This window comes from Spirillospora sp. NBC_01491 (assembly GCF_036227065.1).
Lineage (GTDB): Bacteria > Actinomycetota > Actinomycetes > Streptosporangiales > Streptosporangiaceae > Spirillospora > Spirillospora xylanilytica.
This window is the reverse complement of sequence record NZ_CP109432.1, coordinates 294616-318201: the sequence shown is the minus strand read 5'-3', so window position 1 is coordinate 318201 and position 23586 is coordinate 294616. Positions and strand designations below refer to the sequence as shown.

At 73.6% G+C, this 23586-nt stretch carries 20 protein-coding genes; 9 read left to right on the top strand and 11 right to left on the bottom strand.

Annotated elements, in window-relative coordinates; genetic code table 11:
• Positions 1-2 precede the first annotated feature (2 nt).
• From argF to OHA34_RS01470, 4 genes are all read right to left on the bottom strand, one after another.
• The gene (gene argF / locus OHA34_RS01485) at positions 3-1004 is read right to left on the bottom strand and encodes an ornithine carbamoyltransferase (RefSeq protein WP_329520449.1); all 1002 of its coding nucleotides are present in this window, start codon (positions 1002-1004) and stop codon (positions 3-5) included.
• A 39-nt stretch (positions 1005-1043) separates the two neighbouring features.
• Complete coding sequence (locus OHA34_RS01480) at positions 1044-2285, bottom strand: arginine deiminase (RefSeq protein WP_329520448.1); 1242 nt, start codon at positions 2283-2285, stop codon at positions 1044-1046.
• Positions 2286-2331: 46 nt separating this feature from the next.
• Positions 2332-3792 (bottom strand): APC family permease, encoded by a 1461-nt coding sequence (locus OHA34_RS01475; protein ID WP_329520447.1) that lies wholly within the window; start codon positions 3790-3792, stop codon positions 2332-2334.
• A 214-nt stretch (positions 3793-4006) separates the two neighbouring features.
• Positions 4007-4912: a F0F1 ATP synthase subunit gamma gene (locus OHA34_RS01470; RefSeq protein ID WP_285943719.1), complete on the bottom strand. Its 906-nt coding sequence runs from the start codon at positions 4910-4912 to the stop codon at positions 4007-4009.
• A gap of 202 nt (positions 4913-5114) precedes the next feature.
• On the opposite strand from OHA34_RS01470, the gene OHA34_RS01465 reads away from it, so the two are divergent.
• The 3 genes from OHA34_RS01465 to OHA34_RS01455 are packed head-to-tail and all read left to right on the top strand — an operon-like array spanning position 5115 to position 7759.
• Positions 5115-6041, top strand: coding sequence for an ABC transporter ATP-binding protein (locus OHA34_RS01465; RefSeq protein WP_285943720.1), 927 nt, complete (start codon positions 5115-5117; stop codon positions 6039-6041).
• On the top strand, positions 6038-6820 hold the full coding sequence (locus OHA34_RS01460; RefSeq protein WP_329520446.1) for an ABC transporter permease: 783 nt from the start codon (positions 6038-6040) through the stop codon (positions 6818-6820). Before OHA34_RS01465 ends, OHA34_RS01460 begins: the two co-directional genes overlap by 4 nt.
• 3 nt (positions 6821-6823) lie before the next feature.
• Positions 6824-7759 (top strand): EamA family transporter, encoded by a 936-nt coding sequence (locus OHA34_RS01455; RefSeq protein WP_329520445.1) that lies wholly within the window; start codon positions 6824-6826, stop codon positions 7757-7759.
• A gap of 33 nt (positions 7760-7792) precedes the next feature.
• On the opposite strand, the gene OHA34_RS01450 is transcribed toward OHA34_RS01455, so the two are convergent.
• From OHA34_RS01450 to OHA34_RS01435, 4 genes are all read right to left on the bottom strand, one after another.
• Complete coding sequence (locus OHA34_RS01450; RefSeq protein ID WP_285943723.1) at positions 7793-8317, bottom strand: S26 family signal peptidase; 525 nt, start codon at positions 8315-8317, stop codon at positions 7793-7795.
• 70 nt (positions 8318-8387) lie between these two features.
• Positions 8388-8903 carry a hypothetical protein gene (locus OHA34_RS01445; protein ID WP_285943724.1) on the bottom strand — a complete coding sequence of 172 codons (516 nt, stop codon included), beginning with the start codon at positions 8901-8903 and terminating at the stop codon, positions 8388-8390.
• Complete coding sequence (locus OHA34_RS01440) at positions 8903-9442, bottom strand: MauE/DoxX family redox-associated membrane protein (RefSeq protein WP_329520444.1); 540 nt, start codon at positions 9440-9442, stop codon at positions 8903-8905. Before OHA34_RS01440 ends, OHA34_RS01445 begins: the two co-directional genes overlap by 1 nt.
• 80 nt (positions 9443-9522) lie before the next feature.
• The gene (locus tag OHA34_RS01435) at positions 9523-9681 is read right to left on the bottom strand and encodes a hypothetical protein (RefSeq protein ID WP_285943726.1); all 159 of its coding nucleotides are present in this window, start codon (positions 9679-9681) and stop codon (positions 9523-9525) included.
• A 406-nt stretch (positions 9682-10087) separates the two neighbouring features.
• Here OHA34_RS01435 and prcB point away from each other — a divergent pair, with 406 nt between their 5' ends.
• Both prcB and polX read left to right on the top strand, forming a co-directional pair.
• Positions 10088-10927 (top strand): proteasome subunit beta, encoded by an 840-nt coding sequence (prcB, locus tag OHA34_RS01430; RefSeq protein ID WP_285943727.1) that lies wholly within the window; start codon positions 10088-10090, stop codon positions 10925-10927.
• A gap of 38 nt (positions 10928-10965) precedes the next feature.
• Positions 10966-12696 carry a DNA polymerase/3'-5' exonuclease PolX gene (gene polX / locus OHA34_RS01425; protein ID WP_329520443.1) on the top strand — a complete coding sequence of 577 codons (1731 nt, stop codon included), beginning with the start codon at positions 10966-10968 and terminating at the stop codon, positions 12694-12696.
• Between the two features lie 72 nt (positions 12697-12768).
• Here polX and OHA34_RS01420 read toward each other — a convergent pair whose 3' ends face one another.
• From OHA34_RS01420 to OHA34_RS01410, 3 genes are all read right to left on the bottom strand, one after another.
• On the bottom strand, positions 12769-13767 hold the full coding sequence (locus OHA34_RS01420) for a COX15/CtaA family protein (protein ID WP_285943729.1): 999 nt from the start codon (positions 13765-13767) through the stop codon (positions 12769-12771).
• A gap of 63 nt (positions 13768-13830) precedes the next feature.
• Positions 13831-15045: a PrsW family intramembrane metalloprotease gene (locus tag OHA34_RS01415; RefSeq protein ID WP_285943730.1), complete on the bottom strand. Its 1215-nt coding sequence runs from the start codon at positions 15043-15045 to the stop codon at positions 13831-13833.
• A gap of 94 nt (positions 15046-15139) precedes the next feature.
• Positions 15140-16126 (bottom strand): heme o synthase, encoded by a 987-nt coding sequence (locus tag OHA34_RS01410; RefSeq protein ID WP_285943731.1) that lies wholly within the window; start codon positions 16124-16126, stop codon positions 15140-15142.
• Positions 16127-16715: 589 nt separating this feature from the next.
• Between OHA34_RS01410 and tkt the strand changes: the two genes are divergently transcribed.
• From tkt to OHA34_RS01390, 4 genes are all read left to right on the top strand, one after another.
• Positions 16716-18842: a transketolase gene (tkt, locus tag OHA34_RS01405; RefSeq protein ID WP_329520442.1), complete on the top strand. Its 2127-nt coding sequence runs from the start codon at positions 16716-16718 to the stop codon at positions 18840-18842.
• A 93-nt stretch (positions 18843-18935) separates the two neighbouring features.
• Complete coding sequence (tal, locus tag OHA34_RS01400) at positions 18936-20051, top strand: transaldolase (RefSeq protein ID WP_285943733.1); 1116 nt, start codon at positions 18936-18938, stop codon at positions 20049-20051.
• On the top strand, positions 20048-21712 hold the full coding sequence (locus OHA34_RS01395; protein ID WP_329520441.1) for a glucose-6-phosphate isomerase: 1665 nt from the start codon (positions 20048-20050) through the stop codon (positions 21710-21712). The genes tal and OHA34_RS01395 overlap by 4 nt, the downstream gene beginning before the upstream one ends.
• Before the next feature lie 140 nt (positions 21713-21852).
• Positions 21853-23574, top strand: coding sequence for a phosphoheptose isomerase (locus tag OHA34_RS01390; RefSeq protein WP_329520440.1), 1722 nt, complete (start codon positions 21853-21855; stop codon positions 23572-23574).
• Positions 23575-23586 lie beyond the last annotated feature (12 nt).

The window sequence follows — 23586 nt, the reverse complement described above, 5'->3', positions numbered from 1 at the left end:
GCTCAGCCGAGCGTCGCGACCATGACGGCCTTGATGGTGTGCATCCGGTTCTCGGCCTCGTCGAAGACGATCGAGGCGTCGGACTCGAAGACCTCGTCGGTCACCTCCAGGGCGTCCAGCCCGGTCTTCTGGTAGATGTCCTCGCCGACGGCGGTCTCCCGGTTGTGGAAGGCCGGCAGGCAGTGCATGAACTTCACGTGCGGGTTGCCGGTGGCCTTCAGCACCCGCGCGTTGACCTGGTACGGCTTGAGCAGCTTGATCCGCTCGTTCCAGATCTCCTTGGGCTCGCCCATCGAGACCCACACGTCGGTGAGGACGAAGTCGGCGCCCTTGACGCCCGCCTTCACGTCGTCGGTGATGGTGATCTCGGCGCCGGTCCGGGCCGCGATCTCCCTGGCCGGCTTGACGACCATGTCCTGGTCGGGCCAGAGGCCCTTCGGCCCGACGATCCGCACGTCCATGCCGAGCAGCGCCCCCGCGACGATGTAGGAGTGGCCCATGTTGTTGTGGGCGTCGCCCAGGTAGGCGAAGGTGATGTCGTGCAGCGGCCGGTCGCTGTGCTCGCGCATGGTGAGCGCGTCGGCGAGCATCTGGGTCGGGTGCCAGTCGTCGGTCAGGCCGTTCCACACCGGGACGCCCGCGTACGCGGCGAGCTCCTCCACCAGCCGCTGCTCCGACCCCCGGTACTCGATGCCGTCGAACATCCGGCCGAGCACCCGCGCGGTGTCCTTCATCGACTCCTTGTGGCCGATCTGCGAGCCGCTCGGCTCCAGGTAGGTGACGTGGGCGCCCTGGTCGTGCGCGGCGACCTCGAAGGAGCACCGGGTGCGGGTGGAGGTCTTCTCGAAGATCAGCGCGATGTTCTTACCGGCCAGGTGGTGCCGCTCGGTCCCGCTGTACTTGGCCGCCTTCAGCTCGGCCGAGAGGTCGATCAGGAACCTGAACTCCTTGGGCGTGAAGTCCAGCTCCTTGGTGAAGCTGCGCCCGCGCAGGTTGAACGCCATGTCGCCGTCCGTCCGTTCTCTAGAGAGGGTGTGCGCCGGTCAGGCGTCCCGTTCCAGGGGGCAGCTCATGCAGCGCGGCCCGCCGCGTCCCCGGCCGAGTTCGCTGCCCCGGATGGTGAGCACCTCGATGCCGTTCCTCTGGAGGTGGTTGTTGGTGGTGGTGTTGCGCTCGTACGCCACGACCACGCCGGGCTCGACGGCCAGCACGTTGGAGCCGTCGTCCCACTGCTCGCGCTCGGCGGCGAACACGTCCTGGGTCGCGGTGAGCACCTTGATCTCGTCCAGCCCGAGGGCGGAGGCGATGGCCCGGTGCATCTGGTCGGGAGCGTGGTCGGTGACCTTCAGCTCCTTCTCGGTGTCGCCCGGCTGGACGGTGTAGGACGGCAGCATCCCCATGCCCGCGTACTTGGTGAACACGCCGTGGTCGACCATCGTCAGGACGGTGTCCAGGTGCATGAACGCGCGCTTCTGCGGCAGCTGGAGCGCCACGATCTTGTCGCAGCCGCCCTTGGCGAACAGCGACTGGGCGAGCATCTCGACCGCCTGCGGCTGGGTCCGCTCGCTCATCCCGACCAGCACCGCGCCGTTGCCGATCACCAGGATGTCGCCGCCCTCGATGGTGGCAGGCGCCATCGGGGTGCCGTGGCTCCACACGTTGAAGCCGCCCGCCTCCGCCTGGTCGTACCCGTCGGCGAACATCGGGTGCCAGCGGTAGACGGCCTCCATGTTCACCGTCTCGCGCATCCGCGCCTTCTTGCGCATCGCGTTGATCGAGACCCCGTCGTACACCCAGCAGGAGGTGTCGCGGGTGAACAGGTGGTTCGGCAGCGGCTGGAGAACGAACTCGTCCATGCCGATCGAGTGGAAGGCGATCGACTTGGGCTCGGTGATCCGCTCCAGCAGCTCGCGCTTGGTGATGCCGCCGATCAGGAACGAGCCGAGCTCCTTGGTCTGCATCGAGTCGAACCCGTTGCGGATCGCGTCGGTGGCGAGCGGCCCGAACCAGTGCGGGTCGATGACGAAGTCCAGGATGTGCTTCCTGGCCTCGGGGATCTCGATGGTCTCGCGCAGCAGGTCGAGCAGCAGCCGGACCTGGACGCCGCGCGCGGCCAGCACGTTGCGGAACTCGTCGTGCTCCTCGCCGGCCCGCTGCACCCACAGCACGTCGTCGAACAGGAGGTCGGCCGCGTTGGACGGGGTGAGCCGCTTGAGCGACAGCTCGGGCCGGTGCACCAGGACCTGGCGGAGCCGCCCGACCTCGGACTGGACGTTGAATGACATTGCCTCCCCCTCCTCGTGGTCCCGGCACGCCCGCGCGGGCGGCCGGTCAGGGCCGCGGCCCCGCCGGCCCGGCGGGCCGCTCCCTGGTCCCGTACTCGCCGCGCTTGGCCTTGGTCCAGATGTAGACCGGGACGCCGATCAGCATCGCCAGGATGCCGAGCATCACGGCCTCGTCCCCGGAGCCGTACACGATCGCGAAGGCGAACAGCAGCGCGACGCACGCGATCGTCAGGTCCTTGGCCATCCGGCCCCGGTCGATCCCGCGTCCCCCGGTGACGAGCCAGAACAGCTGCGCCGCGGCCGAGAAGAAGTACGGGATCGCGGTGGTGAACGAGGCGAACAGCAGGATGGTGTTGAAGGCGTTCTCCGACGCGTAGGCGAACAGCAGCATCAGCGAGGTGAGCAGCGAGCCCGCCACGATGCCGACGAACGGCGCGCCGCGCCGGGACAGCCGGCCGAAGCCGGCGGGGAACAGCCCGTCGCGGGCGGCGGCCATCGGCATCTCGGCGACCAGCATCGTCCAGCCGTTCAGCGCGCCGATGCCGGACGCGATCGCGCAGGCCGCCATCACCCCGCCCCAGCCGCTGCCGCCGAACATGTTGTTGATCGCGTCGGCGAACGGGGCGGTGGAGCCGACCAGCCGGTCGTGCGGCACGGTCCCGAAGATCGCCACGGTGGCCAGCAGGTACATGGCGCCGCAGGCGAGGACGCCGTAGATGCTGGCCCGGCCCACGTTGCGGACCGGGTCCCTGATCCGCTCGGCGACGATGGTGACGCTCTCCATGCCGGAGTAGATGAACAGGATCAGGCCGGCCGCCAGCCAGACCGCGTCCCACAGCGACCCGCCCTGGGCGTTGAACGGCCCGAAGTTGTCGGCCGACATGAAGAACAGCCCGACGATCGCGATGAAGATCAGCGGGACGAACTTCAGCACGGTGGTGACGAGCTGGAACAGCCCGATGTTCTTCACACCGGTCAGGTTGATCAGGGCCGGGATCCAGACCCCCACCAGCCCGATCACGATCTTGCCGAGGGTGCCGTCCCAGCCCAGGAAGTAGTTGACGTATCCGACCCAGGCGACCGCGATTCCCGCGTTGCCGCCCCAGGCGGTGAGCCAGAACGACCACGCGGTCCAGAAGCCGACGAATTCGCCGAACGCCTGGCGGGCGTAGGCGTAGGGACCGCCGCTGGAGGGGATCCGGCCGCCGAGCCTGCCGAAGACGATGGCGAGCGCGATGGCGGCCAGCGTGGTCACCGCCATCACCGCGAAGCTGAGGGTGCCGATGGCGGCGAGCGAGGCCGGCAGCAGGAAGATGCCGGTGCCGACGATGTTGCCGATCACCAGGGCGGTCGCCCCGGGAAGTCCTAGCCTGTCGCCGCCCTCGCCGCCCGTTCCGCCCTCGCCGCTCTCGCCGCCGGGGGGTCCGCCCGCCTCCCGCGGCGGGCGCCCGGCTGCCGTCCCGGTCGGCTCCCCGGCCTCCCGGGGCGCCGGGCTGGGCTCCCCCATTCCTGTCCCCCCGAATTCGGCAAAGGCCCGTAGAAGTCACCGCGGCACTCGGATGACACGCTGGGAGTTACCCGGGCGCTACCTGCCGAAACTCGGCGCACTTTCGCCGTTGTGCCGCTATCGAACGAAGATCGACTAAGAGTTTCGGCCTTTTCTGAAAAGGGAGGGGAATTTGGCTTTGACTTGTGCTTCGCGTCCACCTTCTCGACCCGGTTCAGCCGGGCCGCCCGGCGAGCGAGTTCGCCCCGGCCACGATCTCGCTCAGCTCGTTGGTGACCTCCTCCTGGCGGGCCTCGTTGGCCTGCCGGGTCAGGGTGCCGATCAGCTCGTCGGCGTTGTCGGTGGCCGCCATCATCGCCGCCCTGCGCGCCGCGTGCTCCGAGGCCGCCGCCTCCAGCAGCATGTGCCACACCCGGCCGTTGACGTACTGCCTGAGCAGTCCGTCCAGGACGGACGCGGGGGCCGGCTCGAAGTCGTAGGCCGGTGCCGCCCGCGCGCCGGGCCCGCCGCCGGCGACCTCCTCCACCTCCAGCGGCAGGATCCGCCGCACGGTCGTCCGCTGGTTCAGCATCGACACGAACTCGGTGTAGACGACGTGGACCCCGCCCACCCCGCCGTCCCGGGTCGGCCGGTCGAACGCGTCCAGGAGCAGCCCGCCGATCTCCGCCGCCAGCTCGTAGGCCGGCTGCCCGGTGGACCCGGCCCACTCCTTCACGGCCTCGCGCCGCCTGAACCTGAAGTTGTCGACGGCCTTCCGGCCGACCAGGTAGAAGACCGGCTCGCTGCCCTGCTCGCGCAGCAGCCCCGCCAGCGACTCGCCCTGCTTGAGGACGTTGTGGTTGTAGCCGCCGCAGAAGCCGCGGTCGCTGGTCAGCAGCAGCACCGCGACCCGGGAGGCGTCCGGCCGCTCGTTCAGCAGCGGATGGTCGAGGTGGACGTGATGGCTGATCAGCGCCGAGACCGCGGCGGTCACCTGGCGCGCGTACGGCTCGGCCGCCGCCACCCGCTGCCGCGCCCGGGAGATCCGGGCCGCGGCGATCAGCTCCTGGGCGCGGGTGATCTTCGCCGTGGACCTCACCGACCTGATGCGGGAGCGCAGCGCCCGCAGTTGAGCTGCCATGCCGTCACGCTGCCACGGGGCGCGTCACCGGCCCCGTCCGGCGCCGGGCGCCTTCCTGAGCCTTTACCGCTCGTTCACCCCGAGCCCGTGCTCGCGCCCGACCGCCTCCCGATCCACCGGCCGACCCACCGGCCGACCCGTCGGAGCGCGGACGACGGGGCTCCGCACGGAGCGGGCGCGGGCCCGCCCTAAACTCGAGCCCATGGCACCCCCCGAGGACAGCGCCGTCGAGATCGACGGGCTGGTCAAGCGGTACGGCACGGCGACGGCCGTGGACGGTCTGTCGTTCCGCGCCGCCCGCGGGGCGGTCACCGCGCTGCTCGGCCCGAACGGGGCGGGCAAGACCACCACGATCGAGATCTGCGAGGGCTTCCGCCGCGCCGACGCCGGCTCCGTCCGCGTGCTGGGACTCGATCCGGCCGGCGACGCCGCGGCGCTCAAGCCCCGCGTCGGCGTGATGCCGCAGTCGGGCGGCGTGCCCGGCACCGCCAGGGCCGCCGAGTTCCTCCGGCTGATCGCCTCCTTCCACACCACACCGCTCGACCCGGCCGCGCTGCTCGACCGGCTCGGCCTCACCGAACACGCCCGCACCCCCTACCGGCGGCTCTCCGGCGGGCAGCAGCAGCGGCTGTCGCTCGCCGTCGCCCTGGTCGGCCGGCCCGAGCTGGTCTTCCTGGACGAGCCGACCACCGGTCTGGACCCGCAGGCCCGGCACTCCGTCTGGGAGCTGATCGCCGAGTTGCGCGCCGCCGGGGTGTCGGTGCTGCTCACCACCCACTACATGGACGAGGCCGAGCACCTCGCCGACCAGGTGGTCATCGTCGACCACGGCCGGATCGTGGCCGAGGGCGCCCCGGCCGACCTCACCGGCGCCGAGCGGCAGCTGCGGTTCCGCGCCCGGCCCGGCCTCGGGCTCGAGGAGCTGCTGTCCGCGCTGCCGGTGGGCAGCACGGCCAAGGAGTCCCCCGCCGGGCACTACCTGATCGAGGGGAACGTGGACCCGGGGCTGCTGGCCACCGTGACGGCCTGGTGCGCCTCGCACGGCGTGCTCGCGGACGACCTCCGGATCGAGCGCCGCACCCTGGAGGACGTGTTCCTCGAACTGACCGGACGGGAGCTGCGTTCATGACGGCCGCACCGGCACCACGGCTCGACCTCGCCCCGGCGCCGGGCGCGGTCCCGGCGGTGCGGATGGTCCTCGCGCAGACCGGCTACGAGGTCCGCTCGACCCTGCGCAACGGCGAGCAGCTGCTGCTCACGCTAATCATCCCCGTGGTGCTGCTCCTGCTGTTCGGCGGGACCTCGCTGCTCGACCTCGGGACCGGCGACCGGATCGGCTTCCTGGCGCCAGGGGTGCTCGCGCTGGCGGTGCTGTCCACCGCGTTCACCGGCCAGGCGATCGGCACCGGCTTCGAGCGCCGCTACGGCGTGCTCAAGCGGCTCGGCGCGACCCCGCTGCCGCGCGGCGGGCTGATCGCCGCCAAGACCCTCACCGTGATCGTCGTGGAGATCGTGCAGGCGGTGGTGATCTGCGCCGTCTCGCTCGCGATGGGCTGGCATCCGCACGGCGACCCCGCGTCCGTCGTGGCGCTCCTGCTCCTCGGCACCGCCGCGTTCAGCGGGTTCGGGCTGCTGATGGCCGGGACGCTGCGCGCCGAGGCGACGCTGGCCGCCGCCAACCTCGTGTACATCCTGCTGCTCGCCGTCGGCGGCGTGGTCTTCCCGCTCGACAAGTTCCCCTCGGGAATACGCGCCGCGCTGGAGTTGCTGCCCATTTCGGCGCTGTCCGACGGGCTGCGCCAGGTCCTTCAGGACGGCGCGGCGTTCCCCGGCAAACCGCTGCTCGTCCTCACCGTGTGGGCGGTCGCGGGGCTCGTTCTGGCCGCCCGGTTCTTCAAGTGGGAGTGATCCTTGGCGCTCGCTGACGTACCCGGTCCGTACGGCGGCGCGGGAGGGCTCGCCCGCCGCGCGCGGCTGCTGTCGCTCGGCTCGGTGCCGCCGCCGGCCCTGATCCTGCTCGGGATCATCTCGCTCCAGGTCGGCGCCGGCCTGGCCAAGCACCTGTTCGACCGGCTGCCGCCGAGCGCCCTGGTGCTGATGCGGCTGCTCACCTCGGCGATCGTGCTGTGCTTCCTGGCCCGCACGGCGCTGCGCACGGTGCTGCGCGACCACTCGCGGCGGAGCCTGGCGCTGGCCGCGGGCTTCGGGCTGTCGCTGGCCATGATGAACTTGGCGATCTACCAGTCGTTCCTGCGGATCCCGCTGGGCGTCGCGGTGACGATCGAGTTCCTCGGGCCGCTGGCGGTCTCGATCGTGGCCTCCCGCCGTCCCCGCGACGTGCTCTGGGTGCTGCTGGCGGGCGCGGGCGTGGTGATGCTCGCCCGGGGCGGCGGCGACCTCGATCCGGTCGGCATCGCCTTCGCGCTCCTGGCCGGGGTGGGCTGGGCCGCCTACATCCTGCTGAGCGCCGCCACCGGGCAGCGCTTCTCCGGGTCCACCGGGTTGGCGCTGGCCAGCGCCGTCGGCGCCGCCGCGGTGCTCCCGGTCGGCGTGGTCTCCGGCGGCGCCGCGCTGCTCGACCCGATGCTGCTGCTCGTCGGCCTCGGTGTGGGGGTGCTGTCCTCGGTGATCCCCTACTCGCTGGAGATGGAGGCGCTGCGGCGGATGCCCGCGCGGGTCTTCGGCGTCCTGATGAGCCTGGAGCCGGCCGTGGCCGCGCTGGTCGGCGTGGCGCTGCTCGGGGAGGTCCTGACGGGACGGCAGTGGATCGCGATCTGCTGCGTGATCGTCGCCTGTGCGGGCGCCACCCGCAGCGGTCAGGACCCGCCCGGTGCGGACGAGGCCTGACCGGCTCCCCTCCCCGCCGTCCCGGGCCCGGTCTCAGTCGTCCATGCGGCGGAGCGCGACGCCAACGCACTGACCGGGGCGGACGAAGCCGTAATCCCGCGAGTCCCAGCTCGCGTCGGCGTTGTCTCCCAGCACGACGAGGAAACCGGGCGGCACCACGTCCTCCGGGACATCGCGCAGCACCGGGACCAGCTCCCGTGGCACCGGGTCCCCGGGAACCGCGACCGCGCGCTTGACCACCAGCCTGCCGCCGGGCGGCGGCGCGGCCTCGGGCCGTTCGGGCGCGGCCAGGAGCGCCGCCTCCTCCGCCGCGGTGAGCGGGACGTCCGGCGGGCCGTACACCAGCGGCGGGTCGGGGACCCTGACCACCACGATCTGGCCCGTCCGGGGGCGGACGCCCCTGCGGACCAGCAGCCGGTCCCCCGCGCGCAGCGTCGGTTCCATGCTCCGCCCGTCCACCGTCGCGACCAGGTACCGCCACCGGAACCACAGTGCGGGCAGCACAGCGGCCGTGGCCACCCCCGCCGCTCCCGCCGCCACCGCGACCGGGCGCCTCACGAGACCTCCCGGTAGCCGGTGGCCCAGAGCCGGAACAGCCGGGCGCAGGTGCCGCCCGCGGCGACGAGGCTCACGCGAGGGCTTCGAGGGGCAGGTCCTCAAGGCGCCCGCCCGTCGCCAGCACCGCGTGGTCGGGCCCGATCAGGTAGAGCGCCGGGGTCCAGGTGTTCTGGAACGCCTCCGACACCGTCCCGTCGTGGTCCTCGACGACGACCCGGACGGACGGCTCCAGCATCGCGGTCAGCTCCGCGTCCTCGCCGGTGACCACGGCGAGCATGCTGCCGCGGCCGGTGGCGCGCGCCCGCTCGGCGAACGCCGGCGCCAGCGCGTGGCAGGGGTCGCAGCCCGCGGCGAAGAACCCGACCAGCCCGGTGAGGTTCTCGGCGGTCACCGGCTCGTCGTTGGTCGTCATGGCCATGAACCCGGCGGGGCGCGAGCCCGGCTTGAGGGCGACCGGCGGCCCCGCCGAGACCTCCGGCCGCGGCCCGGCCCCCTCCTTCATCCGCCGGATGAGCGCGCGGGTGAGCAGCAGGTTGAAGGCGCTCAGCAGGCCGAGGAGCACGACGGCGGCGGCGAGGTAGGGCATCAGAGACTCCCAGCGAGCAGATCGGCGATGTCGTCGAAGGCGACGATCAGGATCGCCGCCACCGCTCCGGCGGCGACGGCCACGGCGAGGCCCGCCGTCACCGGCGGGCCCCCGGGTGTGGCCAGGCCGAGCACGGCGGCGGTGAGCAGCACGCCGTTGCGGACCAGGTGCCGCGCGCCGAGCGGGGCGTTCGAGGCGCCGAAGCACCGGCACGAGGCGCGGCGCCCGCGCCGGAGCGTGAGGGCGATGGCGGACGTGAACGCGGCCAGCAGGGCGAGGGCGACGCCGAATCCGGCCGGACGGGTCGCCGGGACGGCCAGGAGCACCGGCGCCAGGGCCTCCAGCACCAGGACGAGCGAGGCGATCGGCCGGACGTGCCCGCCGCCGCCCGGCGCGCGCCCGGCCGCCGGGCCGCCGCCGAACGGCAGCAGATCCGGCACCGAGGCCGCGAACCCCTCGAAGTCCCGGACCTTGGTGAAGGCCGACACCGCGAACACCAGCCCGATCAGGCAGGCGCATCCCACTTGCAGGTACTGCACGCGCACCTTCCTTCACGCCCGGGACGCGGGCGGGCGGCCGGTGGCACGCCCGCCCGCGTCCGAACAGCGGGTGGATCAGATCAGCACTTGCCGACCTTGACGATCTGGCAGCCCTGGTCCAGGCAGCAAGCACGCAGGTACTTGATGCCCTTCTCGCAGTAGTAGACGTTGCTGCACCCGGCGTCGACGGTGGTCGTGCGGGCGAGGCGTCCGAGCAGGCGGTCGGTGAGACGGGTCATGGTGTGTCCTCTCAGGCCGGGCTACAGCCAGGTATGCGGGGGAACGACGGCAGGCGTCCATGTACGGACCCCTCCGTCCCCAACGGCCCGCACCGGCGGGAGCCGCCGACCGGCCGTGGTGATGCCGATCATGGAAAGTCCCGGATTTTCGGCGCAAGGCCCAAGATCCACTAGGTCCGCGGGTGGTCGACGATTCCCAGGTCGTCCCCATTTCGGCACGTCAACCGGACCGACCAGCCCAGGCCGAAATGATCAGAAAAGCCGTTATGACCCATCGGTTCGGTGGACCGCCGGCGGGCCGGTGGACGAGCGCTCCCGATCGGCGGGCGGAGCCGGCCGGAGAGTGGCGGGATCGGTCCGGTTGATGCGAGGATCACCGGGAGGACACGTCCAGAGAGGAGCCGCCGTGACCGGCTGGGCCGAGGATCAGGGGCTTCCGCCCGAGTACTTCGAGGCGGGGCCCGCCTCGTTCGTCGACTTCCTGCGGCTGCACTCGCCCGAGCTGCTCCCGGTCAACCGGGTCCAGGACGCCGGACCGGCGCCGGACCTGCCGCACGGCACCACCGTCCTCGCGCTGACGTTCCCCGGCGGGGTCATGATGGCCGGCGACCGCCGCGCCACCCGCGGCCACCAGATCGCCTACCGCGAGCTGGAGAAGGTCCAACGGGCCGACGAGCACTCGGTGGTGGCCTTCGCGGGCACCGTCGGGCTGGCGCTGGAGATGGTCCGGCTGTTCCAGGTCGAGCTGGAGCACTACGAGAAGATGGAGACGGTCCCGCTGTCGCTGCCGGGCAAGGCCCGCCGGCTCGGCACCATCATCCAGGCCAACCTCGCCCAGGCGCTCCAGGGCCTCGCGGTCGTCCCGCTGCTCGCGGGCTACGACCCCGACACCGGCGCCGGCCGGATCTTCACCTACGACATCACCGGCGCCCCGCAGGAGACCCGCCGGTACCACGCCGACGGGTCGGGCTCCCCCTACGCGCAGGGCGCGCTGAAGAAGCTCTACCGCGACGACCTCTCCCTGGAGGACGCGGCCGAGGTGTGCGTGCAGGCCCTCTACGACGCCGCCGACGACGACTCGGCCACCGGCGGACCGGACCGGGCCCGGCGCATCTACCCGTCGATCGCGGCCGTCACCGCCGACGGCTACCGGGCCCTGCCCCGCGAGCAGCTCGCGGGGATCGTCGACCGGGTCGTGGACGCCCGGCACGCCCGGCCCGACGGGCCGGTCGCGCCGCTGCGCTGAACTCCGGGAACGTCGTACCCGGCTCGTAGACTCCCCCCATGGCACGGGCGAACGACGAGGCCGCGGCACTCGTCCAAGAACTGGCGGACCTGCTCTCGATCACCGGCGGCGACGCCTTCAAGATCCGCGCGTACGAGAAGGCCGCGCGGGCGATAGCCGGCTACCCCGAGGACATCTCCGGGCTCGGGCTCGCCGGGCTGAAGAAGATCCCCACGGTGGGCGAGGCGATCGCCAAGAAGCTGGCCGACTACAACACCACCGGCACCATCCGCCAGGTCGAGGAGCTGCGGGCGCAGATCCCGGCGGGGGTCCGGGCGCTCACCGCGATCCCGACGCTCGGCCCGAAGAAGGCGCTGGCGGTGCACCAGGAGCTCGGCGTCTCCTCGGTGGACGAGCTGGCCGCCGCGATCCGCGAGGGCCGGCTGCGCGGTCTCAAGGGCTTCGGTGCCAAGACCGAGGACAACATCCTGCGCGGCATCGAGCTGATGGAGCAGACCGGCGGGCGGGTGCTGATCGACGTGGCGGCCGGCCTGGCCGACGAGATCGTCGCCGCGCTGTCCCCGCTCGCCGAGCGCTGCGTCCACGCGGGGTCGCTGCGCCGCATGCGCGAGACGATCGGCGACGTCGACATCCTGGCCGCCTCCCGCGAGCCCAAGCCGATCATGGCGGCGTTCACCGCGCTCCCGCTGGTCGCCGAGGTGATCGGCGGCGGCGACAAGAAGACCTCGATCCGCACCACCGGGGGCCTCCAGGTCGACCTGCGCGTCGTCCCGCCCGAGGCGTGGGGCGCGGCGCTCCAGTACTTCACCGGCTCCCGGGCGCACAACGTCCGCACCCGCGAGATCGCCGTCCGGGCCGGGCTCAAGCTCTCCGAGTACGGGCTGTTCACGGCCGACGGCGACGAGACCGGCGAGCCGATCGTGTCGGCCACCGAGGAGGAGGTGTACGACCGCCTCGGCCTGCCGTGGATCCCGCCCGCCCTGCGCGAGGACCGCGGCGAGATCGAGGCGGCACTGGCCGGCGGCCTCCCCCGGCTGGTCACCGTCGACGATCTCCGCGGCGACCTGCACAGCCACACCGACCTGACCGACGGCACCGCCTCGCTGGAGGAGATGGTCCGGGCCGCCGCCGCACGCGGCCTGGAGTACTACGCGATCACCGACCACGCGCCCAACCTGTTCATGCAGCGGATGACCGACGAGAAGATGCTCGCCCAGCGCGAGCGGGTGCGCGCCCTCCAGCGGGAGTACCCCGGGCTGGTCCTGCTGCACGGCACCGAGCTCAACATCGACCCGGACGGCGGGGTCGACTGGGACGCCGACTTCCTGTCCGGGTTCGACATCTGCGTGGCCTCGGTCCACTCGCACTTCACCCAGGACGAGGCCGAGATGACCCGCCGCTTCGTCCGGGCCTGCGAGAACCCGCACGTCCACGTGATCGGCCACCCCACCGCCCGGCAGATCGGCCGGCGGCCCGAGGTCGAGGCCGACTGGGACGAGGTCTTCACGGCCGCGGCCCGCACCGGCACCGCGCTGGAGGTCGACTCGTTCCCCGACCGGCTCGACCTGCCCGCCGACCTGATCCGCCGGGCGCTGCGGCACGGCGTCAAGTTCACGATCGACACCGACGCCCACGCGGTCGGCCACCACCGCAACATCCGCTACGGCGTCGGCACCGCCCAGCGCGGCTGGCTCACCCCCGACGACGTGATCAACACCTGGCCGCTCGACCGGCTCCGCGCCTTCCTGCGCAAGCCCGCCGCCGGCTGACCGGCGCCCGCCCGGCCCGATCGCGCGGGCCGGGCCTGCCCCGGCCGGGTGGGCCGGGCCGGTGGGGACGGGTCAGGCCGGCTGGGGGGTCTGCGCCGGCACCTCGGCGGGGTCCGCCGCGGTGGGGACGGGCCCGCGGTCGCGGGTGGCGAAGAAGATGCGCAGCGCGGCGATCCACAGCAGCGCCGCGCCGAGCATGTGCAGCACCACCAGCGGGCCCGGGACCCCGGTGAAGTACTGGACGTACCCGACGGCGCCCTGGGCCAGCTCGACGGCAAGCAGCTCCAGCGTCCGCCGCCGCAGCGCCGCCGGGGCGCCCGCGCGGTGGACGGCGACGATGAGCACCAGCGTCGCCGCGACGGTGAGCCAGGCGAGGACGCTGTGCACCCGGGTGACGTCCTCGATGTTGAAGCCCCAGCGGCGCGACTCGGCGTCGCCGGAGTGCGGGCCGGTGCCGGTGACGACGGTGCCGGCGACCAGCACGGCGGCGCAGAGCGCGGCGAGGACGAGCGCGGCCCGGCGCAGCAGGGGCGCGACCAGCGGGTGCGGCGGCCGGTCGCCCTCGCCCGTGCGCACCCACAGCGCCACGCAGAAGACCAGCAGGGCCGGCGAGATCAGGAAGTGCAGCGCCACCGAGGCCGGATGCAGCTCGGTCAGCACCACGATGCCGCCGATCACGGCCTGCGCGACGACGCTCAGCGGCTGCGCCGCGGCCCACCAGACCACGTCGCGGCGGCGGGGCCGCAGCCGCCAGGCCGCGACGAAGACGAGCACGCCGACCGCCAGCACCAGGAAGGTCAGCATCCGGTTGCCGAACTCGATCGCCATGTTCATCGCGGCGTGCTCGGGGCTGTGCGTCGGGACGAGGCTGTCGCCGGTGCACTTGGGCCACTCGGGGCAGCCGAGGCCGGACTCGGTGACCCGGACGGCGCCGCCGGTGGCGACGATGCCGGCGTTGCCGATCACGCCGAGCAGGGCCAGCAGCCGCAGCGAGCCCGCGGTGGGATTCCACACCGCGTCGCGCGCTCGGATGAGGGGGTTGGTCGGATCAGCACCGGATCGTTCAGCCACGGCACCAATCGTATGGGCGGGGTCCGGTGGTCCCGCCCCGCCCCCCGGTTACGGCGGTTCGGGTCAGCCGCCGTACGGCGGCAGGAAGCCGGACGGGCCGCGCGGCGCCCAGGGCGGCCCGGCGGCGGGCCCGGCGGGCGCGTCGCCGCGGGGCGGGGTGCGCAGGAACGCCTGCCTGGCCAGGCCCATGAGGTCCAGCAGCGCGTCCCGGCGGTTCACGAACCAGCGGGGCTCGGCGACGCCGCGCTCGGCCCGCTTGTGCAGCAGGGCGAGCTCGGTGGCGGCGAGCTGGTAGTCGACCATGGCGCGCCCGGCCGCCGGTCCGCCGACGCTCCGGGCCCAGCGGCGGGCGGCGCGGCGGGACGGGATCGAGCGCAGCATCCGGATGTCCTGCGGGGTGACCAGGCCGGTGTCGGCGTAGATCGGGAGGTACCGCTCGATGAGCCGCACGGTGTGCCGGCGCTCCACCGCGACGATGACGATCAGGACGGCCAGGACGCAGGTGTTCAGCCCGTACACCGCGGCGAGGCCGCCCAGCCCGAGGGTGGTGGCGCCGTTCCAGAGGCCGTGCAGCAGCATCGCGCCGAGCAGGCCGAGCGCCGGTGCGAGGATCTGCCGGTCGCGGTGGGTGGCGGCGTAGGCGACCCCGAGGCCGGTCATCGCGGTGAACAGCGGATGGCTGAGCGGCGCGACGATGCCGCGCAGGATGAACACCGCCTGGAGCTGGTCGGTGCCGCCCTCCTCGAAGGCCCGCATGTAGTAGGTGACGTTCTCCATCATGGCGAAGCCGAGCCCGACCATGGCCGCGTAGATCAGGCCGTCGGCGAACCCGTCGATCTCGTTGCGGCGGAACCACAGCAGGCCGAACAGCACCGCGCCCTTCAGCGGCTCCTCGATGATCGGCGCGCCCACCGCGGAGCTGATGAAATGCCCGTTGACCTCGCCGAAGATCGGCACGGTGACGTACAGCAGGCCGAGGGTGTTGAGCACCAGCGCGCCCAGCACCGCGACCCCGGCGCCCCACATGAAGGAGAAGACCAGGGCGCGCGGCGGTTCGGGCTCGAGCCGGTCGAGGGTGAGCGCGAGCGCGATCAGCAGCGGGATGGGCAGGATCGCCAGGACCACCCCGGCCCAGAACCCCGAGCCGCCGTAGACGGCGTCGACGCCGAGCGCCCCGAGCGCGCACAGCGACGAGGCGGTGACTCCGACGATCAGGGCGATCGGGGGCCGGCCCGGGATCCGTCCCTCCAGGACCGCCTTGGGATCTACGCTCGCCATGACGTGAGGGTAACCGTCCCGGGCCGGACGGGCCGGGAGCCGGCCCTCCCGCGGGGCCGCGCGCCGTGCGCTGGCCGTCGCGCGGACCGCCGGGTCAGTGCAGCAGCGGGTCGACCGCGACCACGGTGAACAGCAGGGCCAGGTAGACGTTGGAGAGGTGGAAGAACCGCATCGGCCGCAGGTGCACGCCGGTCACTCCGGCGCGGACGGCGCGCAGCAGCCGGTGCCCCTCGGCGAGGAAGACCAGGCCGAGGACGATCGCCGCCGTCCCGTACACCGGGCCCATCCCGGCCACCGGCCACAGGACCAGCGAGCAGGCGACGGTCGCGTAGGTGTAGACGAGGCTCTCGGTGACGACCCGCCGCTCGGTGGCGACCACCGGCAGCATCGGCACCTTGGCCAGCGCGTAGTCCTCGCGGTAGCGCATCGCCAGCGTCCAGGTGTGCGGGGGCGTCCAGAGGAAGACGACGCCGAACAGCACGAACGGGGTCCAGGCCAGCCCGCCGGTGATCGCCGACCAGCCGATGAGCACCGGCATGCAGCCCGCGATGCCGCCCCACACCACGTTCTGCGAGGTGCGGCGTTTGAGCAGCAGCGAGTAGACGAAGATGTAGAACAGGATCGCGAACAGCGACATCGCCGCGGCCGGGCCGTTGACCGTCAGCCAGAACCCGGCCGTGGACAGCGCTGCCAGGGTGATCCCGAACACCAGGGCGCGGGTCGGGGTGACCTGCGCCCGGGCCAGCGGGCGGCGGCGGGTGCGGCGCATCTTGGCGTCGATGTCGCGGTCGATGTAGCAGTTGATCGCGTTCGCGGCGCCGGCCGACAGAGTGCCGAACGCCAGCGTCAGCAGTACCGTGCCGAGCGGGGGCAGGCCCTGGGCGGCCAGGAACATCACCGGGATGGTGGTGATCAAGAGCAGCTCGATCACGCGCGGCTTGGTCAGCGCGACGTAGGCGCGCACGCTCGCGGCGGGCGACCACCGGCCGGTCGCCGGATCGGCGGGCCCGGAAGGAGCTGCGGGGGCCTCCGGCACCTGGTCGTCGAGGTCGACCCCGAGCTTGTTACTGAGCACCGTCACAATCGGGTCCACGTCCAACTAGGCATGAGGAATCGCGTGCCACCCCGTCGGCGCCCCCGCGGTCCGGGAGGCGCCTCGGTCGGGTGCGACTTCGGCTTGAGAGTACGCGCGGCAGGTGTGTCAGCCGCGCCATCACTGTAGTCCGCCCCCTCCCGGGGTCGAGCACCGGGGCACCGGACGCGCCGCGCGCGCAGAAGGGACCAGGCGGGGCTCCCCCGCGAGATCACCCGGGCGGGGGTTATCGGCGGAGGCGATCGGGCAAGGGTCGTCAAAGGACGGCGCGGGTCCTCCGGGCCCGGGCCGGTGGTGGCACGCCCTCTGCCGCCAGCGGCGGCGGGCCGCTCGCGCGATAGGCTCGGTAGAGGCCGGATGCACGGCCTCCGGGGCCGCCGAGGGCGGCCGGCGGGGGACGGGCGGCGCCGGCCACTCCCCGGCCCGCAGCGGCTGCGGGACGGATCCGACGGGATCCGCACTGAGGAGGACACGGGGTCGGGCCCGGCGCCGCGGCAGGGCCGCGGCCGATGCCGGGCGTTCCCCGTGTGCATACGTTGTGGAAAATTTGTGATCTTTGAGAGGAGCCGGGCGTTCCGTGAGTGGGGACATCAGCACGTTTGAATGGTCCGAGACGGACCGGCGGGCGGTCGACGTGATCCGCGCCCTCGCCATGGACGCGGTCGAGGAGTGCGGCTCCGGTCACCCCGGGACGGCGATGAGCCTGGCGCCGGCCGCCTACCTTCTCTTCCAGCGTTACCTGCGGCACGACCCGACGGACCCGACCTGGGCGGGCCGGGACCGGTTCGTCCTGTCGTGCGGGCATTCCAGCCTGACCCTTTACATCCAGCTCTACCTGTCGGGCTACCCGATGACGCTGGACGACCTGAAGTCGCTGCGCAAGTGGGGCAGCCTCACCCCGGGGCACCCCGAGCACGGGCACACCGCGGGCGTGGAGACCACCACCGGGCCGCTCGGCCAGGGCATCGCCAACGCGGTGGGCATGGCGATGGCGGCCCGCCGCGAGCGCGGCCTGTTCGACCCCGACGCCGCCCCCGGCCAGTCCCCCTTCGACCACACCATCTGGGCGTTCGCCTCCGACGGCGACATCGAGGAGGGCATCAGCCACGAGGCGAGCTCGCTGGCCGCGCACCAGCGCCTCGGCAACCTGGTGCTGCTCTACGACGACAACCACATCTCGATCGAGGACGACACCGCGATCGCGCTGTCGGAGGACGTGCGGGCCCGCTACGCCGCCTACGGCTGGGATGTCCACCACGTCGACTGGACGGCCGGCGGCGACTACGAGGAGAACGTCGGCGCGCTGGCCGCCGCGTTCGACGCGGCCAAGGCCGAGACCGGCCGCCCGTCGTTCATCGCGCTGCGCACGATCATCGGCTGGCCCGCGCCGAACAAGAAGAACACCGGCAAGATCCACGGGTCGGCGCTGGGCGCCGAGGAGGTCGCGGCCACCAAGCGGATCCTCGGCCTCGACCCGGCCGCGTCCTTCGACGTGCCGGACGAGGTCCTGGCGCACGCCCGCGAGGTCTCCGACCGGGGCCGCGCGCTGCACGCCGACTGGGACGTCTCGTTCGCGGCGTGGCGCAAGGCCCACGCCGCGCGCGCCGCCGAGTACGACCGGATCTCCTCGCGCACGCTGCCGGACGGCTGGGCGGGGCGGCTGCCGGTCTTCGAGGCCGGCAAGGACCTGGCCACCCGCGCCGCGTCCGGCGAGATCCTGGCCGCGCTGGCGCCGGTGCTGCCCGAGCTGTGGGGCGGCTCGGCCGACCTGGCCGAGAGCAACAACACCACGATGAAGGGCGAGCCGTCCTTCATTCCCGATGAGTACCAGACCAAGGAGTTCCCGGGCGGGCGCTACGGCCGCACGCTGCACTTCGGCGTCCGCGAGCACGCGATGGGCGCGATCTGCAACGGGATCGCGCTGCACGGCGGCACCCGCCCCTACGGCGGCACGTTCCTCATCTTCAGCGACTACATGCGCCCGGCCGTGCGGCTCGCGGCGCTGATGCGGCTGCCGGTGACCTACGTGTGGACGCACGACTCGATCGGCCTGGGCGAGGACGGCCCGACGCACCAGCCGGTCGAGCACCTGTGGGCGCTGCGCGCCATCCCGGGCCTGGACGTCGTCCGGCCCGGCGACGCCAACGAGACCGCCGTGGCCTGGCGCACCGTGCTGGAGCACGGCGACCGCCCGGCCGGGCTGGCGCTGACCCGGCAGAAGCTGCCGACGCTCGAGCGCGGCAACGGGATCGCGTCCGCCGAGGGCGTCGCCCGGGGCGGGTACGTGCTGGCCGACGCGCCGGACGGGCACCCGCTGTTGATCATCATCGCCACCGGCAGCGAGGTGCAGCTCGCCCTGGAGGCGCGCGAGGCGCTCCAGGCCGAGGGCACCCCGACCCGGGTCGTGTCGATGCCGTGCGTCGAGTGGTTCGACGCACAGGACGACGCCTACAAGCAGGAGGTGCTGCCCCCTGGGGTGCGCGCCCGGGTGTCGGTGGAGGCCGGGGTCGCGCTCGGCTGGCGCGGCTACATCGGCGACGCCGGCGAGTCGGTCAGCCTGGAGCACTTCGGCGCCTCGGCCGACCACAAGACGCTGTTCCAGCAGTTCGGCATCACCTCCGAGCGGGTGGTCGCCGCGGCCAAGGCCAGCCTGATCAAGGCCGGCGTCCAGGGTGCCGGGCGGGGCTCGACCACCGGGACCTAGAGGCGGTGGCGGGCGCGGCCCGGCCGCGCCCGCCCCGCGCCCGCCCGCGGGCCCCCGCCCCCGGTCCCGACGACTCGACGAGGAGACAAGACGATGAGCGAAAACCTGAAGAGGCTCTCCGACGAGGGCGTGTCGATCTGGCTCGACGACATCAGCCGGGAGCGGCTGCGGTCGGGCGGCCTCGAACGGCTGGTCAAGGAGAGCCACGTGGTGGGCGTCACCTCCAACCCCACCATCTTCGCCAAGGCGCTGAGCAAGGGCTCGGCCTACGACGACCAGGTCCGCGACCTGGCAGTGCGCGGCGTGGACGTCGACGAGGCGTCCCGCGCGATCACCACCTACGACATCCGGTGGGGCTGCGACGTGCTGCGCCCGGTGTACGACCGGACCGGCGGGCTCGACGGCCGGGTGTCGATCGAGGTCGACCCGCGGCTGGCGCGCAAGACCGAGGAGACGGTGGCCGAGGCGCGGGCGCTGTGGTGGCTGGTGGACCGGCCCAACCTGTTCATCAAGATCCCGGCGACCGAGCAGGGGCTGCCCTCGATCACCCGGACGCTGGCCCAGGGGATCAGCGTGAACGTGACGCTGATCTTCTCGCTGGAGCGCTACGGCAAGGTCGTCGACGCCTTCTTCGAGGGCCTGGAGCAGGCCCGCGAGAACGGCCACGACCTGAGCACGATCGCGTCGGTGGCCTCGTTCTTCGTCAGCCGCGTCGACACCGAGATCGACAAGCGGCTCGACGCGATCGGCTCGGCCGCCGCCAAGGGGCTCAAGTCCAAGTCCGGCCTCGCCAACGCGCGCCTGGCGTACGCGCTGTACGAGGAGAAGTTCGGCACCGGCCGCTGGCAGGCGCTCAAGGACGCCGGGGCCCGGCCGCAGCGTCCGCTGTGGGCCTCGACCGGCGTGAAGGACCCGGCCCTGCCCGACACGCTGTACGTCGACGAGCTGGTCGCGCCCGGCACGGTCAACACCATGCCGGAGGCGACGCTGGAGGCCGAGGCCGACCACGGCGCGGTCCGCGGCGACACCGTCCGCGGCACCTACGAGGACGCCCGCGCGCACATGGCGGCGCTCAAGGACGCCGGCGTCGACTACGACGACGTCGTCAAGGTGCTCGAGGACGAGGGCGTCGACAAGTTCGAGAAGTCCTGGACCGAGCTGCTCGGCAGCATCTCCGGCGAGCTGGACGCCAAGGGGGCCCGCGCGTGACCTCGGTGGTGACCGCCGGCGGCGCGTCGGTCACCATCCGGGGCGTCGTCCTCGACGAGAGCGAGACGGTCCTGGACCGGCTCGTCTCCGACGGCGTCCCGCACTCCCTGACGTCGCGGAACGCCAACCTCTGGGGCCCGGACGCGGCCCCGGGGGCGGCCCGCCGGCTCGGCTGGCTCGACCTGGCCGAGAGCTCGCGCCCGCTGCTGGACCGGGTGGCCGAGCTGGCGGCGGACGCCCGCGCCGCCGGCCTCGACCGGGTGGTGCTGGCCGGGATGGGGGGCTCGTCGCTCGCCGCCGAGGCCATCGCCGGCGCGGCCGGGGCCGCGCTGACCGTCCTCGACTCCACCGACCCGCACCAGGTGGCGCGGGTGCTCGGCGAGGGGATGGACCGCACCCTGGTGGTGGTGTCCAGCCAGAAGGGCACCACGATCGAGACCGACGCGCTGCGCCGGGTCCTGGAGCACGCGCTCTGGGAGGCCGGGTGCAGCGGCGACGACCTCGCGCGGCGGGTGGTGGTCGTCACCGGCCCCGGGTCGCCGCTGGAGGCGGTCGCCGCCGACACCGGCTACCAGGTGGTCCTGGCCGATCCGGGCGCCGGGGGGCGGTTCGGCGCGCTGAGCGCGTTCGGGCTGGTGCCGGCCGCGCTGGCGGGCGCCGACGCGGGCGCCCTGCTGGACGAGGCGGCGCGGCTGTCGCCGGCGTTGCGGCAGCCCTACGACAACCCGGCGCTGGCGCTCGGCGCCGCGCTCGGCGCGTCGGCGCTGAGCGGGCGCGACAAGCTGGTCCTGGCCGACCACGGCTCGGGCCTGACCGGGTTCGGCGGCTGGGCCGAGCAGCTCGTCGCCGAGTCCACCGGCAAGGACGGCAAGGGCCTGCTGCCGGTCGTGGTGGAGGGGGTCGGCGCGCCCGGCTTCGAGCTCGCGGGCGACCTGCGCCGGGTCATCCTGGGCGGGCGGCCGGACGAGCCGGGCCCGGCCCGGGAGGCCGGGCTCAGCGTCGCGGGCCCGCTCGGCGCGCAGTTCCTGCTGTGGGAGTACGCGGCGGCGGTCACCGGCCGGGTGATCGGCGTCAATCCGTTCGACGAGCCCGACGTGCGCGCGTCGCAGGACAACACCGCCGCGCTGCTGCGCGCCGAGGAGGGCGCGGCGCCCACGGTGATCGGCCGGGCGGCCACGCTGGTGTCGGGGGCGGTGGAGGTGCACGCCCCCGGCGCCCTGCTGAAGGGCGTCACGACGCTCGGCGGCGTGCTCGAGCGGCTGCTGGAGGCCGTCCCCGAGCGCGGGTACCTGGCGGTGCTGGCGTTCCTGGACCGCTGCGGCGACGCCGACGCCGCGCGCCTGCGCCCGCTGCTGGCGGCGCTCGGCGGGCGGGTGCGCAAGCGGCCGGCACCGGTCACGTTCGGGTGGGGGCCGAGGTACCTGCACACGGCCGGCCAGTACCACAAGGGCGGCCCCCAGAACGGGGTGTTCTTGCAGGTCACCGCCGGGGCCACCACCGACGTGACGGTGCCCGGCAGGCCGTACACCCTCCGGCAGCTCCAGCTCGCGCAGGCGTACGGCGACCTGCGGGTGCTGCGCTCGCTCGGCCGCCCGGCCGTGCGGCTGCACCTGCGCAGCCGGGCCGAGGGCATCGCCCAGCTGATCGAGGCGCTGAGCTGACCGGGGCACCGGGCCGGAGCAGGCGCCCGCCCGGCGGGGACGGCGCGATCGGCGGTCTCCCGTCCCCCGCCGACCAGAAGATCGTGGAGTTGGTCGCGAATGACCGTTCTCTCCTGAAACGATAGGAGCCAGGAGGAACGGTGTCTGGGTTCGACGTACTGACGCGCGGCGACGTGCTGGATTCGGCGTTGCAGGCGCGGGACTACCTCGTGGACTGCGGGGTTCCCGGCGCACTCGCGGCCAAGGATCCGCGGCTGTGGGGACGGCGGGCGGTGGATCACAGCCGGCTGGGCTGGCTGGACCTGCCGCACGCCTCCCGCGGGCTGCTCGGCCAGATCGACGGCCTGGCCCGCGAGGCCCGCTACTCCGGTCTCGACCACATCGTGCTGATCGGGATCGGCGCGGAGAGCCTGGCCGCCCAGGCGATCGTCGAGGCGCACGCCCCGGGCGGGGCGACCGCCGGAGGGCGGGCGCCCGGCGGGCCGGGCCCGGCCGGCGCGCCGCCCGGCGGGCTGACCGTGCTCGACGGCAGCGACACCGCCGCCCTCGCGTTCGCCCTCGAGCGGCTCGACCGCACCCTCGTCGTGCTGGCGAGCAAGGCGGGCGTGTCCCTGGAGGGGGACGCCTACCGGCGGATCTTCGCCGACGCGTTCCGGCGGTACGGCATGTCCGAGCGCGAGATCGCGGGCCGCTTCCTGGTCATCACCGACCACGGCAGCCCCCTGCACGACTTCGCCCGCCAGTGCGGGTACCGGATCGGGCTCACCGACCCCTATCTGCCCGGCCACTTCGGCGCGCTGTCGGCCTACGGGCTGGTCCCCGCGCTGCTCGCGGGCGCCGATGCCGAGCGGCTGCTGGACGAGGCCGCCGCGCTGGCACCCTCGCTCGCCCAGGAGGAGGACAACCCCGGACTGCTGCTCGGCGCGATCCTCGGCGGTTGTGCCCAGCAGGGCCCCGGCGGCGTCGCCCGCGACAAGGTGGTGCTGCGCGAGCCCGGCGGTCCGGGCGCGCTGACCTCCTGGATCTCCCAGCTGCTGGCCGTCGGCACCGGCAAGCGGGGCCGCGGCGTGATGGTGTTCGAGCCGCCCGGCGTCCAGGGCGAGGCGCCCGACGTGCACGGGGTGGCGCTGAACCCCCGGGCCGCGCACGACGACGCCGACACCTCGCTGTGGGCGCCGCTCGGCGCGCAGTTCCTGCTGTGGGAGTACGCGACGGCGGTGTCGGGCTGGCTGCTCGGCGTCAACCCGTTCGAGGCGGGCAGCACGGTGGTCCAGGAGGCCGAGGACGACGCGGCGACGATGCTGCGCGCGGCGGGCGCCGGGCCGCTGCCCACCGGGGAGCCAGTGGCGGTGGACGGCGACATCGAGGTGCACACCGAGCCGCTCGGTCCCGGCGGCTTCGCGGGCGGCGCCGGCGGTCTCGCCGGCGCGCTCGACGGGCTGCTCGGGTCCGTGCCCGCCGACGGCTACCTGTCGATCGTGACGTACCTGTCGGGCGACTTCTCCGGGCGCTACCTGGCCCCGGCGCTGGCCCGCCGCGCCGCCCGCCCGGTGGCCTACGGTCCTGGGCCCGGCTACCCGCACGCCAACGGCACCGTCCACAAGGACGGCCCGGCCGGCGGCGCGTTCCTGGTCATCACCGGCGAGCCGGCCCCCGGCGACGCGCTGGCGGCCCACCCCATCCCGGGGCGCCCGTACGGCCTGGCCAAGCTCCAGCTCGCCCGGGCGCTGGCCGAGGTGCGCGCGCTGCGCCAGCGCGGGCTGCCGGTCGTCCGGCTGCACCTGCGCGACCCCGTGGACGGCGTGGGCCGTCTCACCGAGGCCGTGCGCGGGACCTCCGGGTCCCGGCGGACGGTCCGGTGACGGGGTGAAGCG

Bases quoted from the DNA above. Each gene is read 5' to 3' on its own strand.
- argF (WP_329520449.1), bottom strand. From the start codon at position 1,004: ATGGCGTTCAACCTGCGCGGGCGCAGCTTCACCAAGGAGCTGGACTTC.
- OHA34_RS01480 (WP_329520448.1), bottom strand. From the start codon at position 2,285: ATGTCATTCAACGTCCAGTCCGAGGTCGGGCGGCTCCGCCAGGTCCTG.
- OHA34_RS01475 (WP_329520447.1), bottom strand. From the start codon at position 3,792: ATGGGGGAGCCCAGCCCGGCGCCCCGGGAGGCCGGGGAGCCGACCGGG.
- OHA34_RS01470 (WP_285943719.1), bottom strand. From the start codon at position 4,912: ATGGCAGCTCAACTGCGGGCGCTGCGCTCCCGCATCAGGTCGGTGAGG.
- OHA34_RS01465 (WP_285943720.1), top strand. From the start codon at position 5,115: ATGGCACCCCCCGAGGACAGCGCCGTCGAGATCGACGGGCTGGTCAAG.
- OHA34_RS01460 (WP_329520446.1), top strand. From the start codon at position 6,038: ATGACGGCCGCACCGGCACCACGGCTCGACCTCGCCCCGGCGCCGGGC.
- OHA34_RS01445 (WP_285943724.1), bottom strand. From the start codon at position 8,903: ATGCCCTACCTCGCCGCCGCCGTCGTGCTCCTCGGCCTGCTGAGCGCC.
- OHA34_RS01435 (WP_285943726.1), bottom strand. From the start codon at position 9,681: ATGACCCGTCTCACCGACCGCCTGCTCGGACGCCTCGCCCGCACGACC.
- polX (WP_329520443.1), top strand. From the start codon at position 10,966: ATGGCACGGGCGAACGACGAGGCCGCGGCACTCGTCCAAGAACTGGCG.
- OHA34_RS01415 (WP_285943730.1), bottom strand. From the start codon at position 15,045: ATGGCGAGCGTAGATCCCAAGGCGGTCCTGGAGGGACGGATCCCGGGC.
- tal (WP_285943733.1), top strand. From the start codon at position 18,936: ATGAGCGAAAACCTGAAGAGGCTCTCCGACGAGGGCGTGTCGATCTGG.